Source organism: Nocardia sp. CA-129566 (assembly GCF_050956075.1).
GTDB lineage: Bacteria > Actinomycetota > Actinomycetes > Mycobacteriales > Mycobacteriaceae > Nocardia.
The window spans coordinates 4,407,531-4,425,402 of record NZ_CP192085.1; the positions used below are offsets into that span (position 1 = coordinate 4,407,531).

The window sequence follows — 17,872 nt, forward strand, 5'->3', positions numbered from 1 at the left end:
GCTCATAGCCATTTGTTCGGTCAGCGCTACCGATCGCCGGTCATCGCGGTCGACACGGCGGTTGAGACGCTGCCGTGACGATAGGGAAACCCGCCATGCTATGCGCACTCGATTGCTACTATCTAGCAATCTTCGAGTGGTGGGGCCCTGCGGTGTGGAGAGGCGGATTGCCATGGTTCCCAGGTGGTGTCGATGGGCTGGGGCGGTTGCCATGTTGGCGGCGGCGACCGCGGCATGTTCGTCGAATAAGGATGAGAAACCGGCGGCGTCGGGGGCGACAAGCGCCGTGACGACGAGCCAGGTGGCGGACACCGGGAAGTTCGTGGTCAAGTACGACCGTGCGATGATGTCCGACCTGGCCAAGACCGGCAAACAGGTCACTCAGGACAACAAGGTCATCGAGGAACTCGCCGAGGCGCTGGGGTCGGTGTACAAGCTGCCCAAGGATATTCCTGTCGTCGGGACGGAATGCGGTGATTTCAACGCCTTCTGGGACCCGACGAAGCAGTCGATCATCCTCTGCTACGAGATGTTCGGTGTCGCCGACAGTTATGCGAAGGCGCAGTCCGAGGGACGTCCCGACTACTACAACCTGTACTTCGACGGTATAACGCGCATGATCACCTTCCATGAGTCCGCACACATGGCGATCAATATTTATTCGCTGCCCTCAACAGGTCGCGAGGAGGATTCGGCAGACCAGCTCGGCGCCCTGCTGCAGCTGACCGAGCCCGGCCACGGCGACTTTGCTGGCGTGGCCGCGGCGGCGGACTTCTGGTTCGACCTCTCCGATAACCCGTCAGCCCTCAGTGCGCGCACCTTCGCCGATGAGCACTCGCTCACGCAGGTGCGCGCCTACAACCTGCTGTGTTGGGATTATGGCGCCGTTCCCGACAAGCTCGAGGTGCTTGTGACACAACCGGGTCAGCGTGAGCAGAAGGGGCGCCTGCCTTATCAGCGTGCCGTCGGGTGTCCCGACGAATACACCAAAATGCGCGCCTCGTGGGAGACCCTTCTGAAGCCCTATATCAAGGTCGAACTCGGCATTCCCGCCAGCGGCAGCACCAGCACCAGCGCGCATGCGACGCATTCGACCACGACCACCCCGACGCGGTAGCACGAATCATCGCAGCAGGTGCTCGACGGCATTCCAGCGCAGATTCTGATTCACCGACAACACCGACCTCGCGATACCGTCCGCCCAACGACAGGCGGGCGGGGTATCGGCGCAGTCTTCGATGAGGTCGCCAGTGGCGCCACCCGCTGTCAGCTCAGCGGCGCCTCCGGCCGTTGAGAGAGCGCCGACTTCGTGGTAATCGCGCGTCGGTAATTCGCCGAAACCGGACGATTCCTGGTCGTGCCTCGAGTGGTCGAACAGCTCGGTGACCGCGGTAGATCTGCTCGTATCCACCCGAATTTCGCACCGAATCTGCTCCGGAAACGCTCCTGCGTCACTACCCGAAGGGGGCGGATACCGGACACCGGGGGTGTGAGCTTTCCTCCCCCTCGGGTGCCTATTTTCGGCCGCCATAAGCCCAGACCATGGAGCACGAGCCATTGGAATCCCCGACGCGGATTCCTTCCCCATTCAGCGACAGACATCCATGGAAGGCAAAGAATGAACCAGCTGGACGATATTTTCGCTTTTGACACGATGCCGGTCGATCAGACGCCACAGGCGCTGGTGGATTTGACGCCGGGCGGGCAGGTGGATTTGACGCCGGGCGGGCAGGTGGATTTGACGCCGGGGGAGCAGGTGGATTTGACGCCGGGGGAGCAGGTGGATTTGACGCCGGGGGAGCAGGTGGATTTGACGCCGGGGGAGCAGGTGGATTTGACGCCGGGCGAGCAGGTGGACTTGACGCCGGGCGAGCAGGTGGATCAGTCGACATGCGGCATGACTGATGACGTCTTCGGCGGACTCGACAACAGCTATGACGTCAACTGGAACGACGCGTCGAGCGGTGGCGAGACCCAGTGGGACGGGAGCCTCGGCAGCGAATTCGATGATGCGGGCGTGGCCATCGGAGACGCGGCGGCCGATTTCGGCGATGCCATCGCCGATGCCTTCGACGTCTTCTGAGCACAGGACAGATCAACTAACCGACAGGCGGGTCCCCCGGGGCCTGCCGATCGGAGGACAGCAGCAGGTGAACAAGCCAGCAGCCGAGAACGGCCGCAGCACGGTCGGCGTCATTACGGCCTTGCTCGATCCGCTGACTCGGCTCGCGCAGTCGGCGGACCGGCAGGACCTATTCGGCACTCTCGATGCCGTGCGGCGCCGGTCCGCCGACAATTCGGTCCGGGTCGCCTTTGTCGGGTTGCGCCAGCAGGGTAAGAGCCAGCTGATCAACGCCCTCCTGGGCAAGGAGGTCTGTGCGGTCGGTGATCGCCGGGCCACCTCGGTGGTCACGGTGGTCCGGCACGCGGCCGAACCTGCCGCGAGGTTGGTCATCGAAAAGTCGGCGGATTTCGAAACAGTTCCATTGCCACTCGACGAATTGCAGTCGGATCTGGTGAATTCGCCGCGCGCACAAGGCCGCCAAGTGGCGCGCGCGGAGATCGGCGTCGATGTCGCGGCTCTGGCCACCGGTCTGGCCCTGGTCGATACTCCCGGTGTCGGCGGCCCCGGCCAGCGGCATGCCGCGCGCGTACTGAACGAGGTGGCGCAGGCCGACGCGGTCGTCATTGTCGGCGATGCCAGCCAGGAGTTCACCGAACCCGAATTCCGATTCGTGCGGCAGGTGATCGGTCTGTGCCCCACGGCCGTCATCGCATTGACCAAAGTCGACCTCTACCCCGAATGGCGCCGGATCGCGGACGCCGACCGGTCCCATCTCGCGAACGTGGGGGTGGACTGCCGGATCATTCCGATGTCGTCAACGCTGCGCAACCACGCGCTGCGCCTCGGTGACAAGGAACTCAACGCCGAATCCGGCTATCCCGAGCTGTTTCGGTTCCTGAGCTGCGAGGTCCTCGCCGATATCGGAACCAAGCGGCGCGTCCGCATGGCGCGCGATCTCGAGTCGGTAGCGCAGCACCTGACGGTGCCGTTCGAGGCGGAACTGAATGCGTTGCGCGACCCGGCCTTCCACCAGCGCATGCGCGGCGAGTTGAAAGCCAAGAAGGAAATATCGGACGCGCGGGTCAAGTCGGCGAAGTCCTGGCAGCATGTGCTGAACGACGGTGTGACGGACCTCAATTCCGGAATCGAACACGACCTTCGGGAACGGCTGCGCGGCATCGGCAAGTACATCGAATCCGAATTGGCCGACGGCGATCCGGACAAGAAATGGCCGGTGCTGACGGGGTGGGTGCAGGAACAGGTGAGCGCCGCGGTCGGCGACAATTTCGTCGAGGCGTTCCGGTCCGCTCAGGCACTGGCCGAACGGGTTGCGGCGTCGTTCGCCGATGACTGCGTGAGCATTGATCTTCCGGCACTGAATGCCATTTGTGAGGGCGACCTCATCGGTCCCGAACTGCAGGTCGGCGAGCTGAGAGATGCGAAGAATTCGCTTGCGGACAAGGGCTTGACCGCGCTGCGCGGTGGTTACAGCGGCGCGATGATGATCGGCATGGGCGCGACCATGCTCGGCGCGGCGCTGATGAATCCGATCACGATCGGAGCCGGTGTCGTGCTCGGTGTGAAGGCCTATCAGCAGGACCGGGCCGGGCGACTCGCACGCCGCCGCAACGAAGCCCAGATCACGCTGCGAAAGTACCTCGACGACGTCTCCTTCCAGGTGCACAAACTCTCCCGCGACCGCCTCCGGAATGTGCAGCGCGAGCTGCGCGATCACTTCAGGGAATCTGCCGATCAAGCATTGGCGTCGCTGCAGGGTTCGATGAAGGCGGCGCAGGAGGCCGCCGATCTGGAGGTCGCCGAGCGGGAAAAGCGTGCCGCCGAGGTCGAGAAGAAGTTGGCCGTGCTGGCCAGGGTTCGCGACATCGTCACCAGGTTGCAGGCCGGGCAGGCGAACGGCGCCGGTCAACTGGCGACTGCGGGACGAAAGTAGCTGTCGCTGCACCTTGGGTGCATGAACCCCACCCCTTCGGAGTGCCGCTTCAGCACTTGGGGAGCTGGCTGGCGATCCGGCCGTGGACAAGATTGATATGCGCAGGTAAGAGCAACCAACTGAGAGGTAATACATGTCCGGAAGTCTTGGCATCAAGATCGGCACAACCGGTTTCGCCGCCGCTGCCGTGGCGGAGCAGGCAAGGGCCGGGGCTTCTGGGCGGTGCGCCCCGCGTCTCGAGACGATCCAGCACCAAGCGACGTTGATCATGACGCCGGGTACGGCGCCGACACTCGCTCGCCTCGGCAGCGGCGCCCGTCCGGTGCAGTCGGGACTTGCGATCACCGGGTTCGTCGACCGCGTCGGCGACCCGATCGACCTCATCGCCGCCGACGGATCCGCTCATCGGCCGGAAGATCTGGTCGCCGGCGCGGTCCACTACCTGACACGGTATTCGGCCGGTGCGTTTACCGGGGCACCCGCGATCGCGGCGACCTATCCGAGCCACTGGAAGTCGCACGACTTGCAGGCGCTGCGCGAGGCGCTCGATCGGATGGATATGACAGGTGTGGACCTCGTGGACGAGGTCGGATCGATTCTCGCCCGAGTCGACGCGACACGTGGCCTGCCACCGGACGGCATCGTTGTGGTGTACGACCTCGGCGGCAACGGCCTCAGCATCTCGCTGGCCCGCCGCACCGAGCAGATCGGCACGACCATTCGAAGCGCGGAATTCGGTGGTTCGCATATCGACTACGCGATCTTCCGGCATGTGCTCAGTGGTCTGGATGGGGAACTCGGGGATATCGATCTCGGGGATCCCGCATTGGTTGCGCCGCTGAGCGAATTGCGTCTGCGCTGCCGACAGGCCAAGGAGACGCTGTCCGCGGAGACCGTCGCGGTGGTCGAGGTGGAATTGGGACGTGTCCGTCACGAGGTGCGCATCGTCCGTTCCGAACTGGAGGAGTTGATCAGGGAGCCCGTCGTCGATTCGGCCGCATTTATCCGAGAAGCTTTGCACGCCAACGATATCGATGCTGAGGATGTGCGAGCAGTGGTGCTCGCCGGCGGTGCGGCAGCGACCCCGCTGGTCGCCGAGATGTTGTCCGCGGAGTTCCATGTGCCGGTTATCGGAGAAGCCGATTCCGCCCTCACTTCGGCGCAAGGCGCCGCTCTGATTGCGTCTTCCTCGGTGAGTGTCGCCGACTCGCCGCCGCAGTCCGTGCCGGAACCGGACTCGATTACTGCACCGGAGGCACCGGAGTCGGATCCGTACATCGACACGGTCCCGAGCGACCCACCGTTGGCCGCTGTTCCCCCGAACCCGATTACTGCACCGGAGGCACCGGAGTCGGATCCGTACATCGACACGGTCCCGAGCGACCCACCATTGGCCGCTGTTCCCCCGAAATCGGTGTCTGCACAGGGCAGCGGAGGTGGCGAAAAGGTCCGCAGTCGCCGCAAGCGAGCACTGCTCGCCGCGGCGGTGATAGTGGCTATTGCCGCGGCAATTGTTGGAGTAGTTGCGATCGTCATGCCGAACACCTTGACCCAACCCGACCCGAAACCGGAGCAGAAGCCCGCAGTCAGCGAGCAGGTTTCGGTTCCGCGAACCCCACCCTCCACTCCTCTCCCATACCCCACCAGGCGTGTTTCATAACTGACCGGAGTTGTGCCGCAACTCGCTGAGGACGCCTTCGGCGCTGCGTGCCGCCACCAGACAAGCACTGGCCGTGAACTGATCCGCGAGCGGATGTTCGGCACGGGATCGCCATCGGCTGATCTCCGCCAAGGCGACGTCTTGGCCGACGCCCGCGATGGCGAACGGTTCGATTCCCAGGCGTTCGGCGGGGCCCGTCCCCTGACCGCCGATTACCCGCTGGAGGTCGCTGAGTTCGTCGTCGGACAGTGCCGTCTCGGTGCAGCGGAGTCGGCCGAGGAGACGGAGTTCGTGGAAGCCGTGCATATTCGCGAGTAACGTCGCGACTTCGCGGATAAGCGGTGCGGTCGACGGCGCCGGGTTGGTGTCGAGCACCTGCTTCAGCATGAGCAGAGCGGTGTGCGCCTTCAGTTCGTCTGCACGCTGGCCGAATTGAATATCGATCACGCGCTCGAGTTCCCCGATGCCGCTGCGTGCGATCAGTTCGTCGGCCAGTGCCGGCGAATCGGTGGTACCGGCCCGCAAGCGAGTCAGTGTCATGCGAATTCCGAACAGCCCCAAACGTCTGACGAGATGCTGTCGTGTCGAGGTATCGATCGGCAGGTGATCGGCTCGCTGGAATCGATCCGCCGAGAGCATGGCCAATTCCAGATCTGCCGGTGCGACCTGCGCGAGCTGGCGCAGGGCCACGAACTCGCTCTGTCGGAGGGTCTTCGCGGCGAAGGCGAGCAGACCCGCGACCGGTATGGCCGCCTGACAGAGCCCCGTCAGCTCCAGTTCACGCGTGAAGTCTTTGGCTGCCGCGCGGGCCGAATGCATGGCGTCCGGGCGGCCCGCACCGAGTTCATCGGCCCGCGACACCACGCCGACAATGCCGAGCGGACCGGCGCTGCCGCCGACGTGCTCACCGATCTGACGAATCAGTGCGAGGTCGGAATCGTCGAGGGAACGGAACAGATAGACCACCCCATCGGCTCCGGCGGACCCGGTGTCCGGAGTCAGCAGCCGCAGCGTGCGCGCGGACACCTCGGTCGACAGTGAGGTGGTCCCGGGTGTGTCGATGATCGTGGTGCGCGCCAGGCGACCTACGGGCCAGTCCACATCTATTTGCTCGACCTGGTCCGCCGAAAGGCTGCCCAGGTCGAATGTCAGGCCGCCGTCGGCGCGCTGGACCGGCACGTTCGCCGACCGACCGTCCGCGAGCCAGGCGGTCACCGCGGGCGTGGCACCGTGCCGGTACCACGTGACGACGCGGGTGCATTCGGTGGCGTCGGTCGGCGCGATGTCTTGGCCGACGAGTGCGTTGAGCAGGGTCGACTTTCCCGCTTTGACGGCCCCGGCCAACGCTATCCGCAGCGGTTCGCGCAATCGTTGCGCACCCGCTTCGAGGCGATCGGTTACCGCGCGGTTGCCGAAGTAGACGCGGTGCGCTCCCTCGATGATTCTGTCCACCTTGGCAACCGGCGCGCTCATATCGGCGTCCGGATCAACTCTTCCGGCTGCGTCGAAGCGTCACCCAGCAGGTTTGTGTCCATACCGAATATCATTGCGCCGCGGAATCCGCGGCGCAGGCCTATGCCGCCTTTGGCGAGTTGCCAGGCGGTAGCGAGCTGATCGATCGTGCCCGCTTGGTTGCGATCGGCGAGGTGACGGGGGTGACGAATCGCCGATCGGCCCGGAAGTTCCGCGGGCCCCTCGATGGACCCGACGAGCAGTTCGCGAACGTGGGTGTTGCCGCCGAACATTTGCCCGGGCCACCGACAACTTGTCATGAGCAACTGGTTGCGTCGTGGGATCAGTCTAGGTAGATTCGCAACTGATTGCAGATTGCAACCAGAAGGGTTTCCGATGACACAGTTGGTCCGCGTTCAGAACTTCAATGTGTCCAGCGATGGGTACGGTTCCGGGAAGGGGCAGAGCTTCGAGCGCCCGTTCGGCCACGCCGATCCGAGTGCGCTTTTCTCGTGGGCGGGCGCCACCGCGCACTGGCCGACCCGGACCGACCCCGGGGGAACCTACGGCCTCGACGACTACTGCACTCGGGACTTCCACAACAACATCGGTGCGGAGATCATGGGGCGCAACAAGTTCGGTCCGCAGCGCGGGCCATGGGAGAACTACGACTGGCAGGGATGGTGGGGGGACGAACCTCCGTTCCGCACACCGGTGTTCGTCCTCACCCATCACGTGCGGCCCTCGTTCACGCTGGGCGACACCACGTTCCATTTCCTCGACGCGTCTCCCAAGGACGCACTGGCGCAGGCATTGGAAGCCGCCGAGGGTAAGGACGTGCGGATCGGCGGCGGGGTCGCGACGGTGCGGGAGTTCCTCGCGGCCGACCTGATCGATACGATGCACATCGCCGTCTCGTCGGCCGAACTCGGTCGCGGCGAACGACTCTGGACGAGTCCCGACGAACTCGTCGACCGTTTCCATCTGGAGCAGATCCCGAGCCCCAGCGGGGTGGTGCATCACTTCTTCTGGCGAAAGTGACAGCTAACTCTATGGTGGGCCGCGCATCGGTCGGTTCGACGCGGCAATCCGACCGATCGTCGGCCTGTTGACGAGGCGACGCTACGAGCGCCGCGTTCGTGGCCGTGCGGTCAATGCTTCTGCATGCTCACCAGCGCCGACCTTCCCTGCGCGGATTCGGCGGCCGCTTCGAGCAGTAATCGCGCTGCGGGGTGAAGCTGCCCTTTCGTAGACAACATCCCGCAACCTCCTGTTCGTCAAGGAGTGGTCAGGGGGTGTGAGACTCGCGGCCGCGCAGCCGACGAGTTATCGCCGTGCCGCGCGACGGATTCAGTTGTCGGAAAGTGGCCGCCGCTGTGCGATATCGGCGGTGGCACAGGAAAAGCAGGGCTCAGAGTTGCGATACCGCTCGTTTTTGCGCAGTGCGGCAATGGTGATAGCGGCGGGCGTATTCGCTACGACGCTGTCATCGACACCGTTCACACCATCGGGAGCGGCGGAGCCGGGCGTCAGTGTGCCCGATGGAGCACATACCTCGCCCGGCGGTTCACGGATCGTGAATACCCGCGTCATCGATGATCGGCATCTCGTTCTCACCGTCTTCTCGGCGGCGATGAACAGCGAATTCACCGTGGAGGTACAGCGCCCGGCCGATACCTCCGCGCCGCGTCCGGTCCTGTATTTGCTCAACGGCGGTAGCGGTGGGAAGGGGCAGGCGTCGTGGGATGGACTGACCAGCGCAACCGACTTGTTGAACGATAAGAACGTCAATGTGGTGCAGCCCGTCGGTGGCGCCGCGTCCTACTATGCGGATTGGCGCGCGCCGGATCCTCGGCTGGGCGTCGTGAAATGGAAGACCTATCTGACCGAGGAATTGCCCCCGCTCATCGATGCCGCTCTCGGCACCAACGGGATCAATGCGATTGCGGGAGTGTCGATGTCGGGTACCTCGGTATTGCAATTGCCGATCGCGAAACCCGGCCTGTATCGGGCGGTGGCGGCCTACAGCGGATGCGCGCAGATCGCCGATGCGGTCGGCCAAGCCTATGTCCGTCTCACCGTGGCCTACGGCGGCGGTGATGCCGCCAACATGTACGGCCCACCCGAGGATCCGATGTGGGGCGCCAACGATCCGTACCTGAATGCGGCGGGTTTGCGTGGCATAAGTCTGTATCTGTCGAGCGGGAACGGACTGCCCGGCCCCTACGACAAGGCCGGTGATCGGCATCTGGTCGGCGGCGGCGCTGCGCTGGCGAACCAGATCCTGGTCGGCGGCATCATCGAGGCCGCGGTGGAGCAGTGCACCCGCAATATGGCCACCCGGTTGGCGGATCTGGATATCCCCGCGACCGTTGAGCTGCGCCCGTACGGCACCCACTCCTGGGGCTACTGGGGTGATGAGCTGAGAGCATCCTGGCCGGTGCTGGCACAAGGATTGGGATTGTAGGCATATGGGCTGATCAGCGCCATGCTCGTGGTCGAGTCGGGTACGTTGACGTCAACCGAGTACGTGAACGGCGATGTCCCCCGACCGGGCGGGTTCGTGGCGCGACGAACTCGGCGGGCGATCGGCAGCACGGCACCTTCTCCGAAGGAGCGGCGCTATGGATCTCAATACGATCACCGATATCGTTCGGCGACCCTCCGACCGACCGGGCGCCGCTTGGCGCGACGGTGACGCATGGCTGGCCGGGGGAACGTGGTTGTTCTCGACCGAGCAGCCGCAACTGCGGCGTCTGGTCGATCTCACCGCACTCGGCTGGGACAGCCTGGTGCCGAGTGCCGACGGCCTCGAGATCGGCGCGACATGCACCATCGCCGAGCTGAATGGCTTTGCGCCGCCGAGTGACTGGTCCGCGAGCGCGCTGTTCACCACCTGCTGCGAGGCGTTCCTGTCCTCGTTCAAGGTATGGAACGCGGCGACGGTGGGCGGCAATATCTGCATGTCGCTGCCCGCGGGCCCGATGATCACACTGACGGTGGCGCTCGAAGCCACGTACACCCTGTGGGCTGGCGATGGTTCCGAACGCACGATCGATGCCGCCGACTTCGTCATCGGCGACCACCACAACGTTCTCGCGCCCGGTGAGATCCTGCGGCGCGTCGATATCCCGGTCACTGCGCTGCGCAAACGCCCCGCGTACCGGCGCTTCTCCCTGACACGGCTGGGCCGCTCGACGCTGTTCATGATCGCCACCCGGTCGCCGGGAACCGCGGACCTGTTGCTCACCATCACCGCGGGCACCACCCGTCCGGTGCGCTTGGCATTCGACGGGATGCCCGACGCCGAGGTGCTGCGCCAGCGTATCGACGCCCTACCCGATGACGTGTGGTTCAGCGATCCGAACGGCACCCCCGACCATCGCCACCACCTGGCGAGGCACTTCGCCGAGGAGATCCGCGTCGAGCTAAGCGAAGGCGGTCCCGCGTGACGTACACCGTGAACGGAGACACCTTCGAGGACGAGCCGAATCCCGGTCAATGTCTGCGCACATTCCTGCGCTCGCTCGGCATGCACGGTGTGAAGAAGGGGTGCGACGCGGGCGATTGCGGTGCCTGCACGGTGTGGCTGGACGGGCAGCCCGTGCACAGTTGCATCACGCCCGCGTTCCGCGCCGAAGGCCGTGTGGTCACGACGATCGAGGGTCTCGGTTCGCCAACGAACTTGCATCCGATGCAGCGGCAGTTCCGCGATGCTCCTGGCTTCCAGTGCGGCTTCTGCACCGCGGGCATGATCATGACCAGCGTGGCACTGACCGACGCCCAGAAACAAGATCTGTCGCGTGCGCTGAAGGGCAACCTCTGCCGCTGTACCGGCTACCGGGCGATCGACGATGCGGTGCACGGTGTCGTCGGGATCGAGGTCGCACAGCCGGGCCGAGTCATCGGCACCAGCGTCGGCGCTGCGGCGGGCACCGAGGTGGTGACCGGTCGCGCCGAATTCACCATGGATACCGCGATCGAGGGCATGCTGCATCTGAAGGTGCTGCGCTCGCCGCATGCCCATGCCCGCATCGTCTCGATCGACACCACCGCGGCACTCGCGGTTGCGGGTGTGCATCGCGTGTACACGTGGGAGGACGTGCCGCGCAAGCGGTTCACGACCGCGATCCACACCGATCACCTGGTCGATCCCAGCGACACCTACATCCTCGACAACGTGGTGCGCTTCGTCGGTCAGCGGGTGGTCGCGGTGGTTGCCGATACCGTCGGGGCGGCCGAGGCGGGTTGTCGCGCGGTGATCGTCGAATACGACGTGCTGCCAGCGGTTTTCGATCCGGAAGCGGCGATGGCCGATGGCGCGCCCCAGCTGCACGGCTCGCACGACCCCTTCCTGCGGGATCCCGAGCACAATATTCTGCTCGAGATCCATGGACATGTCGGTGCTGTCGAGGCGGGATTCGCCGAGGCCGATGTGATCCACGAAGGCACGTATTCCTCACCGCGCGTACAGCACGCGCATCTCGAGACACACGGATCGATAGCCTGGCTCGAAGACGGCCGCCTGCACGTTCGCACCAGCTCCCAATCCCCGTCGATCGCCAAGGGCAAGCTCGGCTATCTGTTCGATCTGCGTCCCGATCAGCTGCGCGTGTTCTGTCGGCGGGTCGGCGGCGCGTTCGGCGGCAAACAGGAGGTCATCACCGAGGATCTGGCCGCACTCGCCGCACTGGACACCGGTCGCCCGGTGTGTTTCGAGTTCACCCGCGAAGAGGAGTTCACAACGGCCTCGCCGCGGCATCCGATGTCGATGACGGTCAAGCTCGGCGCACGGGCCGACGGCACGCTCACCGCGATCCAGGTCCGCAATGTTTCGAATACCGGCGCATACGGAAACCACGGCGGCGAAACACTGTTCGCCGGTGGAGCCGCCGTCGCGATCTACCGCTGCCCCAATAAGAAGTTCGACGCGTATTCGGTCTACACGAACACCGTGCCCAGCGGCGCGCTGCGCGGCTACGGCATGACCCAGCCCGCGTTCGCGATGGAATCCGCCATGCACGAGCTGGCGGTCGCACTCGATATGGATCCGCTCGAGCTGCGGCGACGCAATATCGTGCGCCCCGGTGACGCACTCGTGGCATTCGACGACGGCCCGGACGATGTCATGTTCGGTGAGGAGGGCCTCGCGCGCTGTATCGATCTCGTCGATGACGCGCTGCGGCGCAATACCGCCGAATCGCCACCGGGCGACGGATGGCTCATCGGCATCGGCACCGCCAGTTCACTGCACGAGACCGCGCCACCGACCGACCACCTCTCCGAGGCCTGGCTGACCCTCGGCGACGACGGCAGCTACGAACTCGCGGTCGGCACTGTCGAATTCGGCGAGGGCACCCCGACCGCACATGTGCAGATCGCGGCCGATCGGCTCGGCACCACACCGGAACGGGTGCGTCTGGTGCAATCCGATACCGACCGAACGGGTTTCGATACCGGCGCATTCGCCAGCGCCGGACTCTTCGTCGCCGGGAACGCGGTGCTGCGCGCCGCCGACGCCCTGCGCGATCGCATCCTGTTTCTGGCGGCCGCACAGATGGGTGTCGATATCGCTTCGTGCGCGTTGGGCGACACCGGGGTCATCTGCGGTGACCGCCACGTATCGCTATCGGAGCTGATCGATATCGCACACGGGCGCGGTATTCGATTGACGGAGGCGCGCAAGGCATTCGGATCGCCGCGCAGCGTCGTCTTCAACTCTCATGGATTTCGGATCGCGGTCCACCGGGTGACGGGTGAGATCCGAATCCTCTACAGCGTGCACGCCACCGATGCCGGAGTCCTCATCAACCCGGCCCAGGTGCGCGGCCAGATCGAGGGTGGCGTGGCACAGGGCATCGGCTTCGCGCTGACCGAGAACTTCCACGTCGACGCGAACGGTGTCATGGTCAACCCGAATCTGCGCAACTACCGCATCCCGACCTACGCCGATATTCCCCGTACCGAAGTACTGACGGTCGACTCCGCCGATTCCGTCGGGGCGATGCACTCGAAAGGGATAGCGGAATGCTGCGTCAACCCGGTGGCACCCGCGCTGGCCAATGCGCTGGAGAATGCGACGGGGATCCGATACCGCGCGCTGCCGCTGACTCCCGAGCGCATTTACCGGCGGCTCATCGCGCACGCGCCGGTTCCGACGCGAGCCGATCCGTGAGGAGAGCGCGATGGACGCCGGGAAAGGTATCGATAGTGCGGCGACGGTCATTATCGGCCAGCGCGTGCGCCCGGGTTTCGAGATAGCGTTCAAGATCTGGCAGGAGGAGCTGAACGCGGCGGCCTCGCGCCATATCGGATTCCTCGGCGCGGAGATCGCCGCTCCCACCGCGGTGCAGCGGGAGTGGATCGTGGTCTACCGTTTCGACTCGGTCGGTCATCTACAGGACTGGATAAACAGCGCCACCCGTCAGCAATTCCTGGACCGGGGCCGGCAATACTTCGACGGTCCCGCCACCCAGCAGGTCATCAGCGGCGGTGCGCGGCCCGTCGATCCCCTCGTGACGGTCGTCGTGACCCATCGCGTCACTCCCGACAGCGTCGCGGATTTCCTTGCGTGGCAAGCACATCTGAGCCAGGAGGAGGCGAAGTTCGAAGGCTTCCGCGGCACCGAACTCTTCCGTCCCATCGAGGGTGTGCAGGACGAGTGGACCGCGCTCTACCGCTTCGATACCGCCGCGAATCTGGCCACCTGGCTCACCTCGAAGCGGCGCAGGGAGTTGCTCGCGGAGGGCGAGAAGTTCAGCGACTTCGAATTGCGCACCATCGAGAACTCCTTCGGCAGCTGGTTCGCCTTCGACGAGAACGGGCACGACACTCCCGCTCCGTCCGATACCAAGACCGCCGTCGCGGTGTGGGTCGGCCTCTATCCGACGGTAGTGCTGCTCACCCTCGCATTGTCGCCGTTGCACATGCCGCTCTGGCTGGGGTTGCTCATCGGCAATCTGCTGTCCAGCTTCGTGATGAGTTTCTTGACGATGCCCTACTACGTGAACCGGCTGCTGCGCCGCTGGCTGTGGCCGCCTCCGGATGCTCCCGCCGCCAAGACGAACCGCGCGGGCATCGCCGTCGTCGCCGCCCTCATGCTGGCGTGGGTCGTCATCTTCTACGTGGTGACGACCCAGCTCTGGACACTGCCCTGACCCTGCTATCGGCCGCCGAGCGGAGCGGGTCCGGTCGGTGCGGGAATCGTGCTCACCAGTGTCGGTGTCAGGGTTGTGGCCTGTGGTTCGGCACGGCCGAGTCCGAACTTTCGGACCTCGGTCCCAGTGCCCGCCTGCCCACTGACGAGTAGATCCGCACCGGAGGTCGTGCTGGTGGTCCCCACCCGCACCCCGACGCCAGCAGGTCCATCGGCGAACGGGGCGAACGAGGTGATCTCGCGGAACGCTATCGGGCTCGCATGGTGGTTCGGGCTGTCGGTGTACATCACCGGCTGCCCGTCGAGCCGCGATCCGCTCGACCACACGCGCACCGTGCCCTCGCCGCCGAGCATGCCGGTGATAATGCTCTGCGCCCCGCCCTCGGCACCGGCCACCCATCCCGTCGAGAGTGAGACACCGTCCCGGTAGCTTTCGTCGAAGGCGAGGAACTCCGAGGTCATCATCGGTTCGCCGGAATGACCGGCATCCGGTGTGCCTTTCGCGGCGGCGGTCGGTGTGTACAGGTCATAGCGGAAGGTCTTCACCTTCGGGGCGTCGCCCGGCCCCGGGGCCGTCACAATGCTGGCCCGGCCCGAGGCGGTGTCGACCATCCCGGTCGCGACGGTGACGCCGGTCGTCGATCCGGGATAGGGCATGAAGCTCGAATACTGCTCGGGTGCCTTGCCGCGCTCACCGGGCAGGGTCGAGGAGAAGATCTTCACCTGGGATTCGATGCCGGGACCCGAGCCGACGATGATGTTGTCGGCCGACGCATTGCCATCGATACCGGCCCCCGCGACATCGACCCCGCCACGGAAGTCGGGCCCGAACGGCGCGAACCGAGCCAGTTCGGCGCGGAAGGGTGTGACGCCAGCACCGTTGTACGCCACCACTTCCGAGGCCACTCCCGCACCGGTACCGGCCACGAGGTCGAGCACACCGTCGCCGTTGACATCGGCCATGGCAACCGTCGGTGTGCCCTCGAATGACGGGAACGGCGTGACCGTCGCGACCTGCCGGTCGCCATTGCCGTCGTAGACCCGCACGGTCGCGGGCGTGCCCGGCGAGCCCGCGATGGCCACCGCATACGTCGATACCGCGGGGATCACATTGACGAGCGCCATCAGGCCGTTGTCTTCGTGATTGAGGCGGTGGCAGTGGATCACGAAGGTGCCGGTGTACTCGGTGAACCTCATGCGCAATGCGACCGAGGCGGGCACGAGCGGATTCTCGTACTCGTCGGTCACGGGCGCGGGCACATTGAGATTGTCCTGACCCCACATCTGCACGCCGGTCCTGGAATTCGCCACCGGATCGACGATCGCCATCACCTGCATATCGTTCACGTGGATGTGCATCGGGTGCTCGTCATTGTTCAGATTCGTGATCAGCCACTCCTCGACCGATTCGAGTCGCGGCTGCAGCAGCGGGATATTCGGGAAGGTGTTGTCGTCGAACTCGTAGGTGAACGCTTTGGGATCGCTGCTGCTGGCCTTGTCATTGCCGAATCCGCCGGTGACGGTGAGCGTTCGGCGCACGTCGGGCGTGGCGACCGAGGTGTCGGTGAACGAGGTGTACGCGTCGAGCTGCTGGCCGGGCACGAACGGTGTGGTCTGTCCGGCGCCCTTGTCGGGCCGCACCTGGAGCAGCTTTTGGGTGGGGAAGGTGAAGAAGCCGTCCTCGTAGCTGATGACCGCGGGGTCCACGGTGGCCGTACCCAGGACGGCGGGTGGGTTGTCTGTGCCGTTATTCGTATAGAGCACACCGGGATTGGTGATCGGGCGGGCCCCTGGCATGGGGGGCATCTCGAGGACGAGATCGCCGGTCGTCGGCATCGTCACCGCGATCGCGTACCGCGACGCGGGCGCGATGACCAGCCGGGTGCCGTCGCCGTCGACCGGGAGGTGGACCTCGGGGAAGGGAACGCCGTCCTGGCCGACGATCGCGAATTTCGGATGGCTGCCCGTCGCCGTTTCGGTCAGCGTGACCGGCATGTAGGCGAAGTCGCTGATATTGGCCAGAACCCAGATCTCGGTCTGCCCCGGCTTCAGCCGCAGGGCGGGCTGGAACTGTCCATTGATCGTGAACTGCACGTCACGCTGGTTGTCCGGCAGGTTCGGGTCGGCCGGGATCGCGACGGGCGGCTGTGTTGTCGGATCGCTGGTGAAGCTCTGCAGGTTGCTCGGCACGAACTGGTTCTGCCCACGATGGTTGGCGGGCGATAGCGGTCCGGTGTGCCAGTTGGTGAGATACCGGGAGCCGATGGTTGTCTGCGCGAAGTTCACCGGGGCCAGACTCGGTCGGTACGTGCCCTCGGCGAGCTGTGACCCCTGCGGTGGCCGCAGCGTGCTCACATATTGCGGCCAGTTCGGATCGTTCAACTGGTGGCCGGCGCCCTTGCGGTCGAAGACGAAGTTGTACTGCAACGCCATGGTGCGGATCGGAATGTTGTTGCGCGTCACCAGCGGCAGATTGCCGTCGGGCCGACCGATTTCCAGTAGACCCGCGAGTCCCTTGTAGGTCTGCTGAGCCGTGACCGTGTGGCGATGGCTGTGATACCAGTACAGGCCGTTCGGCATGCTCTTGGGCACCGCGAAGTCGTAGACATTCCCCTTGCCCGCCGGGATATCGAGCAGGACGTTGTCGGCGTTCCCGTTGGGGCTCACGTGCAGCCCGTGGGTGTGCAGGTTCAGCGGCGAGGAGGTGAGGGCGGGCGGGTAGATCGGCACATCCCCACCGGCCGGGGTGAAAGCGGGATTGTAATAGTCCCTGATCGTCAGATCGCGCAGATCATTGTCGAAGTGCACGATCAAACGCTCGCCCGGATCGACGTGCAGCGTCGGGGCCGGATAGCCGTTGTCGCCCTTGCTCGATCCGTCCGAGGCGGTTCCCCTGATGAGTTCATAACCGAAGACCAGGAAGTTCGAGACCGGTTTCGCGACCGTGTCGAGGGCAACGGTGCCCTGATGCGCCGACAGTCGCACCTCGAGCACGCCGTCCTTGCTCGCGAGCTCGACCGGCTCCCGGTAGGCGACCGGGGCGGCATCGGGGCCAGCATTGCCACCGCCCGATGGCTTGGCCCGATCGGACGTGCATGCCGCGATCAACAGGGTGATCGACGCGGCGACTGCCACGACCGCGACAACCGGATTCTTGCGTTGGGTGACCATGGGATTCCCGCTCCACGACGGCGACTGGCTCCAAAGCATCGATCGACGATCCAAAGACTACTCAGGAACAATGCCCGTGGGGTGAAACAAGTGCTCTCGCTGGTGCCGGTAGCGTAGTCAGCCGTTTGGAGTGGACCAGGGACAAGGACAGGTTCGAACCATCGGAGAATCCTGGCCTCGGATTCCCATTTGATAGAAGCCTGTTGCCGCCTTTTGGTGCCGGTGCCGAGAATCTTCCTCCATTGAGGTATGCGGTATCTATGTTCTGGCGGATAGCGCGTAGGTCTGATGTGCTCGCGGGTTGCCTTCGCCCGCTCCTGGGACGGACGGCGCCGCTGACCAACGGCCTTTGGTGCGATCGGGGCCCCTACCTGCGGTTACAATAGCTGAGCCTCGCTCATCTCATTGCCTGCGTGC

Annotated in this window: 12 protein-coding genes; 9 read left to right on the top strand and 3 right to left on the bottom strand. The window is 65.0% G+C overall.

Going from position 1 to position 17,872, the window contains the following annotated elements; genetic code table 11:
* The first annotated feature begins 211 nt into the window (after nucleotides 1-211).
* The 4 genes from ACQP0C_RS18825 to ACQP0C_RS18840 all read left to right on the top strand — a co-directional run bounded on the left by ACQP0C_RS18825 (nucleotide 212) and on the right by ACQP0C_RS18840 (nucleotide 5,676).
* Nucleotides 212-1,117: a DUF4344 domain-containing metallopeptidase gene (locus ACQP0C_RS18825; protein ID WP_433734186.1), complete on the top strand. Its 906-nt coding sequence runs from the start codon at nucleotides 212-214 to the stop codon at nucleotides 1,115-1,117.
* A gap of 501 nt (nucleotides 1,118-1,618) precedes the next feature.
* Complete coding sequence (locus ACQP0C_RS18830; protein WP_433734187.1) at nucleotides 1,619-2,083, top strand: hypothetical protein; 465 nt, start codon at nucleotides 1,619-1,621, stop codon at nucleotides 2,081-2,083.
* 67 nt (nucleotides 2,084-2,150) lie between these two features.
* Nucleotides 2,151-4,016: a dynamin family protein gene (locus tag ACQP0C_RS18835; RefSeq protein ID WP_433734188.1), complete on the top strand. Its 1,866-nt coding sequence runs from the start codon at nucleotides 2,151-2,153 to the stop codon at nucleotides 4,014-4,016.
* Between the two features lie 133 nt (nucleotides 4,017-4,149).
* Complete coding sequence (locus tag ACQP0C_RS18840; protein ID WP_433734189.1) at nucleotides 4,150-5,676, top strand: Hsp70 family protein; 1,527 nt, start codon at nucleotides 4,150-4,152, stop codon at nucleotides 5,674-5,676.
* Here ACQP0C_RS18840 and ACQP0C_RS18845 read toward each other — a convergent pair.
* Nucleotides 5,671-7,149 carry a dynamin family protein gene (locus tag ACQP0C_RS18845; protein WP_433734190.1) on the bottom strand — a complete coding sequence of 493 codons (1,479 nt, stop codon included), beginning with the start codon at nucleotides 7,147-7,149 and terminating at the stop codon, nucleotides 5,671-5,673. The genes ACQP0C_RS18840 and ACQP0C_RS18845 overlap by 6 nt on opposite strands.
* 375 nt (nucleotides 7,150-7,524) lie before the next feature.
* Here ACQP0C_RS18845 and ACQP0C_RS18850 point away from each other — a divergent pair, with 375 nt between their 5' ends.
* The 5 genes from ACQP0C_RS18850 to ACQP0C_RS18870 all read left to right on the top strand — a co-directional run bounded on the left by ACQP0C_RS18850 (nucleotide 7,525) and on the right by ACQP0C_RS18870 (nucleotide 14,285).
* Nucleotides 7,525-8,169, top strand: coding sequence for a dihydrofolate reductase family protein (locus tag ACQP0C_RS18850; RefSeq protein WP_433734191.1), 645 nt, complete (start codon nucleotides 7,525-7,527; stop codon nucleotides 8,167-8,169).
* Between the two features lie 409 nt (nucleotides 8,170-8,578).
* Complete coding sequence (locus tag ACQP0C_RS18855) at nucleotides 8,579-9,595, top strand: alpha/beta hydrolase (protein ID WP_433734589.1); 1,017 nt, start codon at nucleotides 8,579-8,581, stop codon at nucleotides 9,593-9,595.
* 157 nt (nucleotides 9,596-9,752) lie between these two features.
* Nucleotides 9,753-10,580, top strand: coding sequence for an FAD binding domain-containing protein (locus ACQP0C_RS18860; protein ID WP_433734192.1), 828 nt, complete (start codon nucleotides 9,753-9,755; stop codon nucleotides 10,578-10,580).
* Nucleotides 10,577-13,303 (top strand): molybdopterin-dependent oxidoreductase, encoded by a 2,727-nt coding sequence (locus ACQP0C_RS18865; RefSeq protein WP_433734193.1) that lies wholly within the window; start codon nucleotides 10,577-10,579, stop codon nucleotides 13,301-13,303. Before ACQP0C_RS18860 ends, ACQP0C_RS18865 begins: the two co-directional genes overlap by 4 nt.
* A gap of 10 nt (nucleotides 13,304-13,313) precedes the next feature.
* The gene (locus ACQP0C_RS18870) at nucleotides 13,314-14,285 is read left to right on the top strand and encodes an antibiotic biosynthesis monooxygenase (RefSeq protein WP_433734194.1); all 972 of its coding nucleotides are present in this window, start codon (nucleotides 13,314-13,316) and stop codon (nucleotides 14,283-14,285) included.
* Between the two features lie 5 nt (nucleotides 14,286-14,290).
* On the opposite strand, the gene ACQP0C_RS18875 is transcribed toward ACQP0C_RS18870, so the two are convergent.
* Complete coding sequence (locus tag ACQP0C_RS18875) at nucleotides 14,291-17,455, bottom strand: multicopper oxidase domain-containing protein (RefSeq protein WP_433734195.1); 3,165 nt, start codon at nucleotides 17,453-17,455, stop codon at nucleotides 14,291-14,293.
* A complete protein-coding gene (locus tag ACQP0C_RS18880; protein WP_433734590.1) occupies nucleotides 17,389-17,814 on the bottom strand; it encodes a Scr1 family TA system antitoxin-like transcriptional regulator in 426 nt (141 codons plus the stop codon). Before ACQP0C_RS18880 ends, ACQP0C_RS18875 begins: the two co-directional genes overlap by 67 nt.
* Nucleotides 17,815-17,872 lie beyond the last annotated feature (58 nt).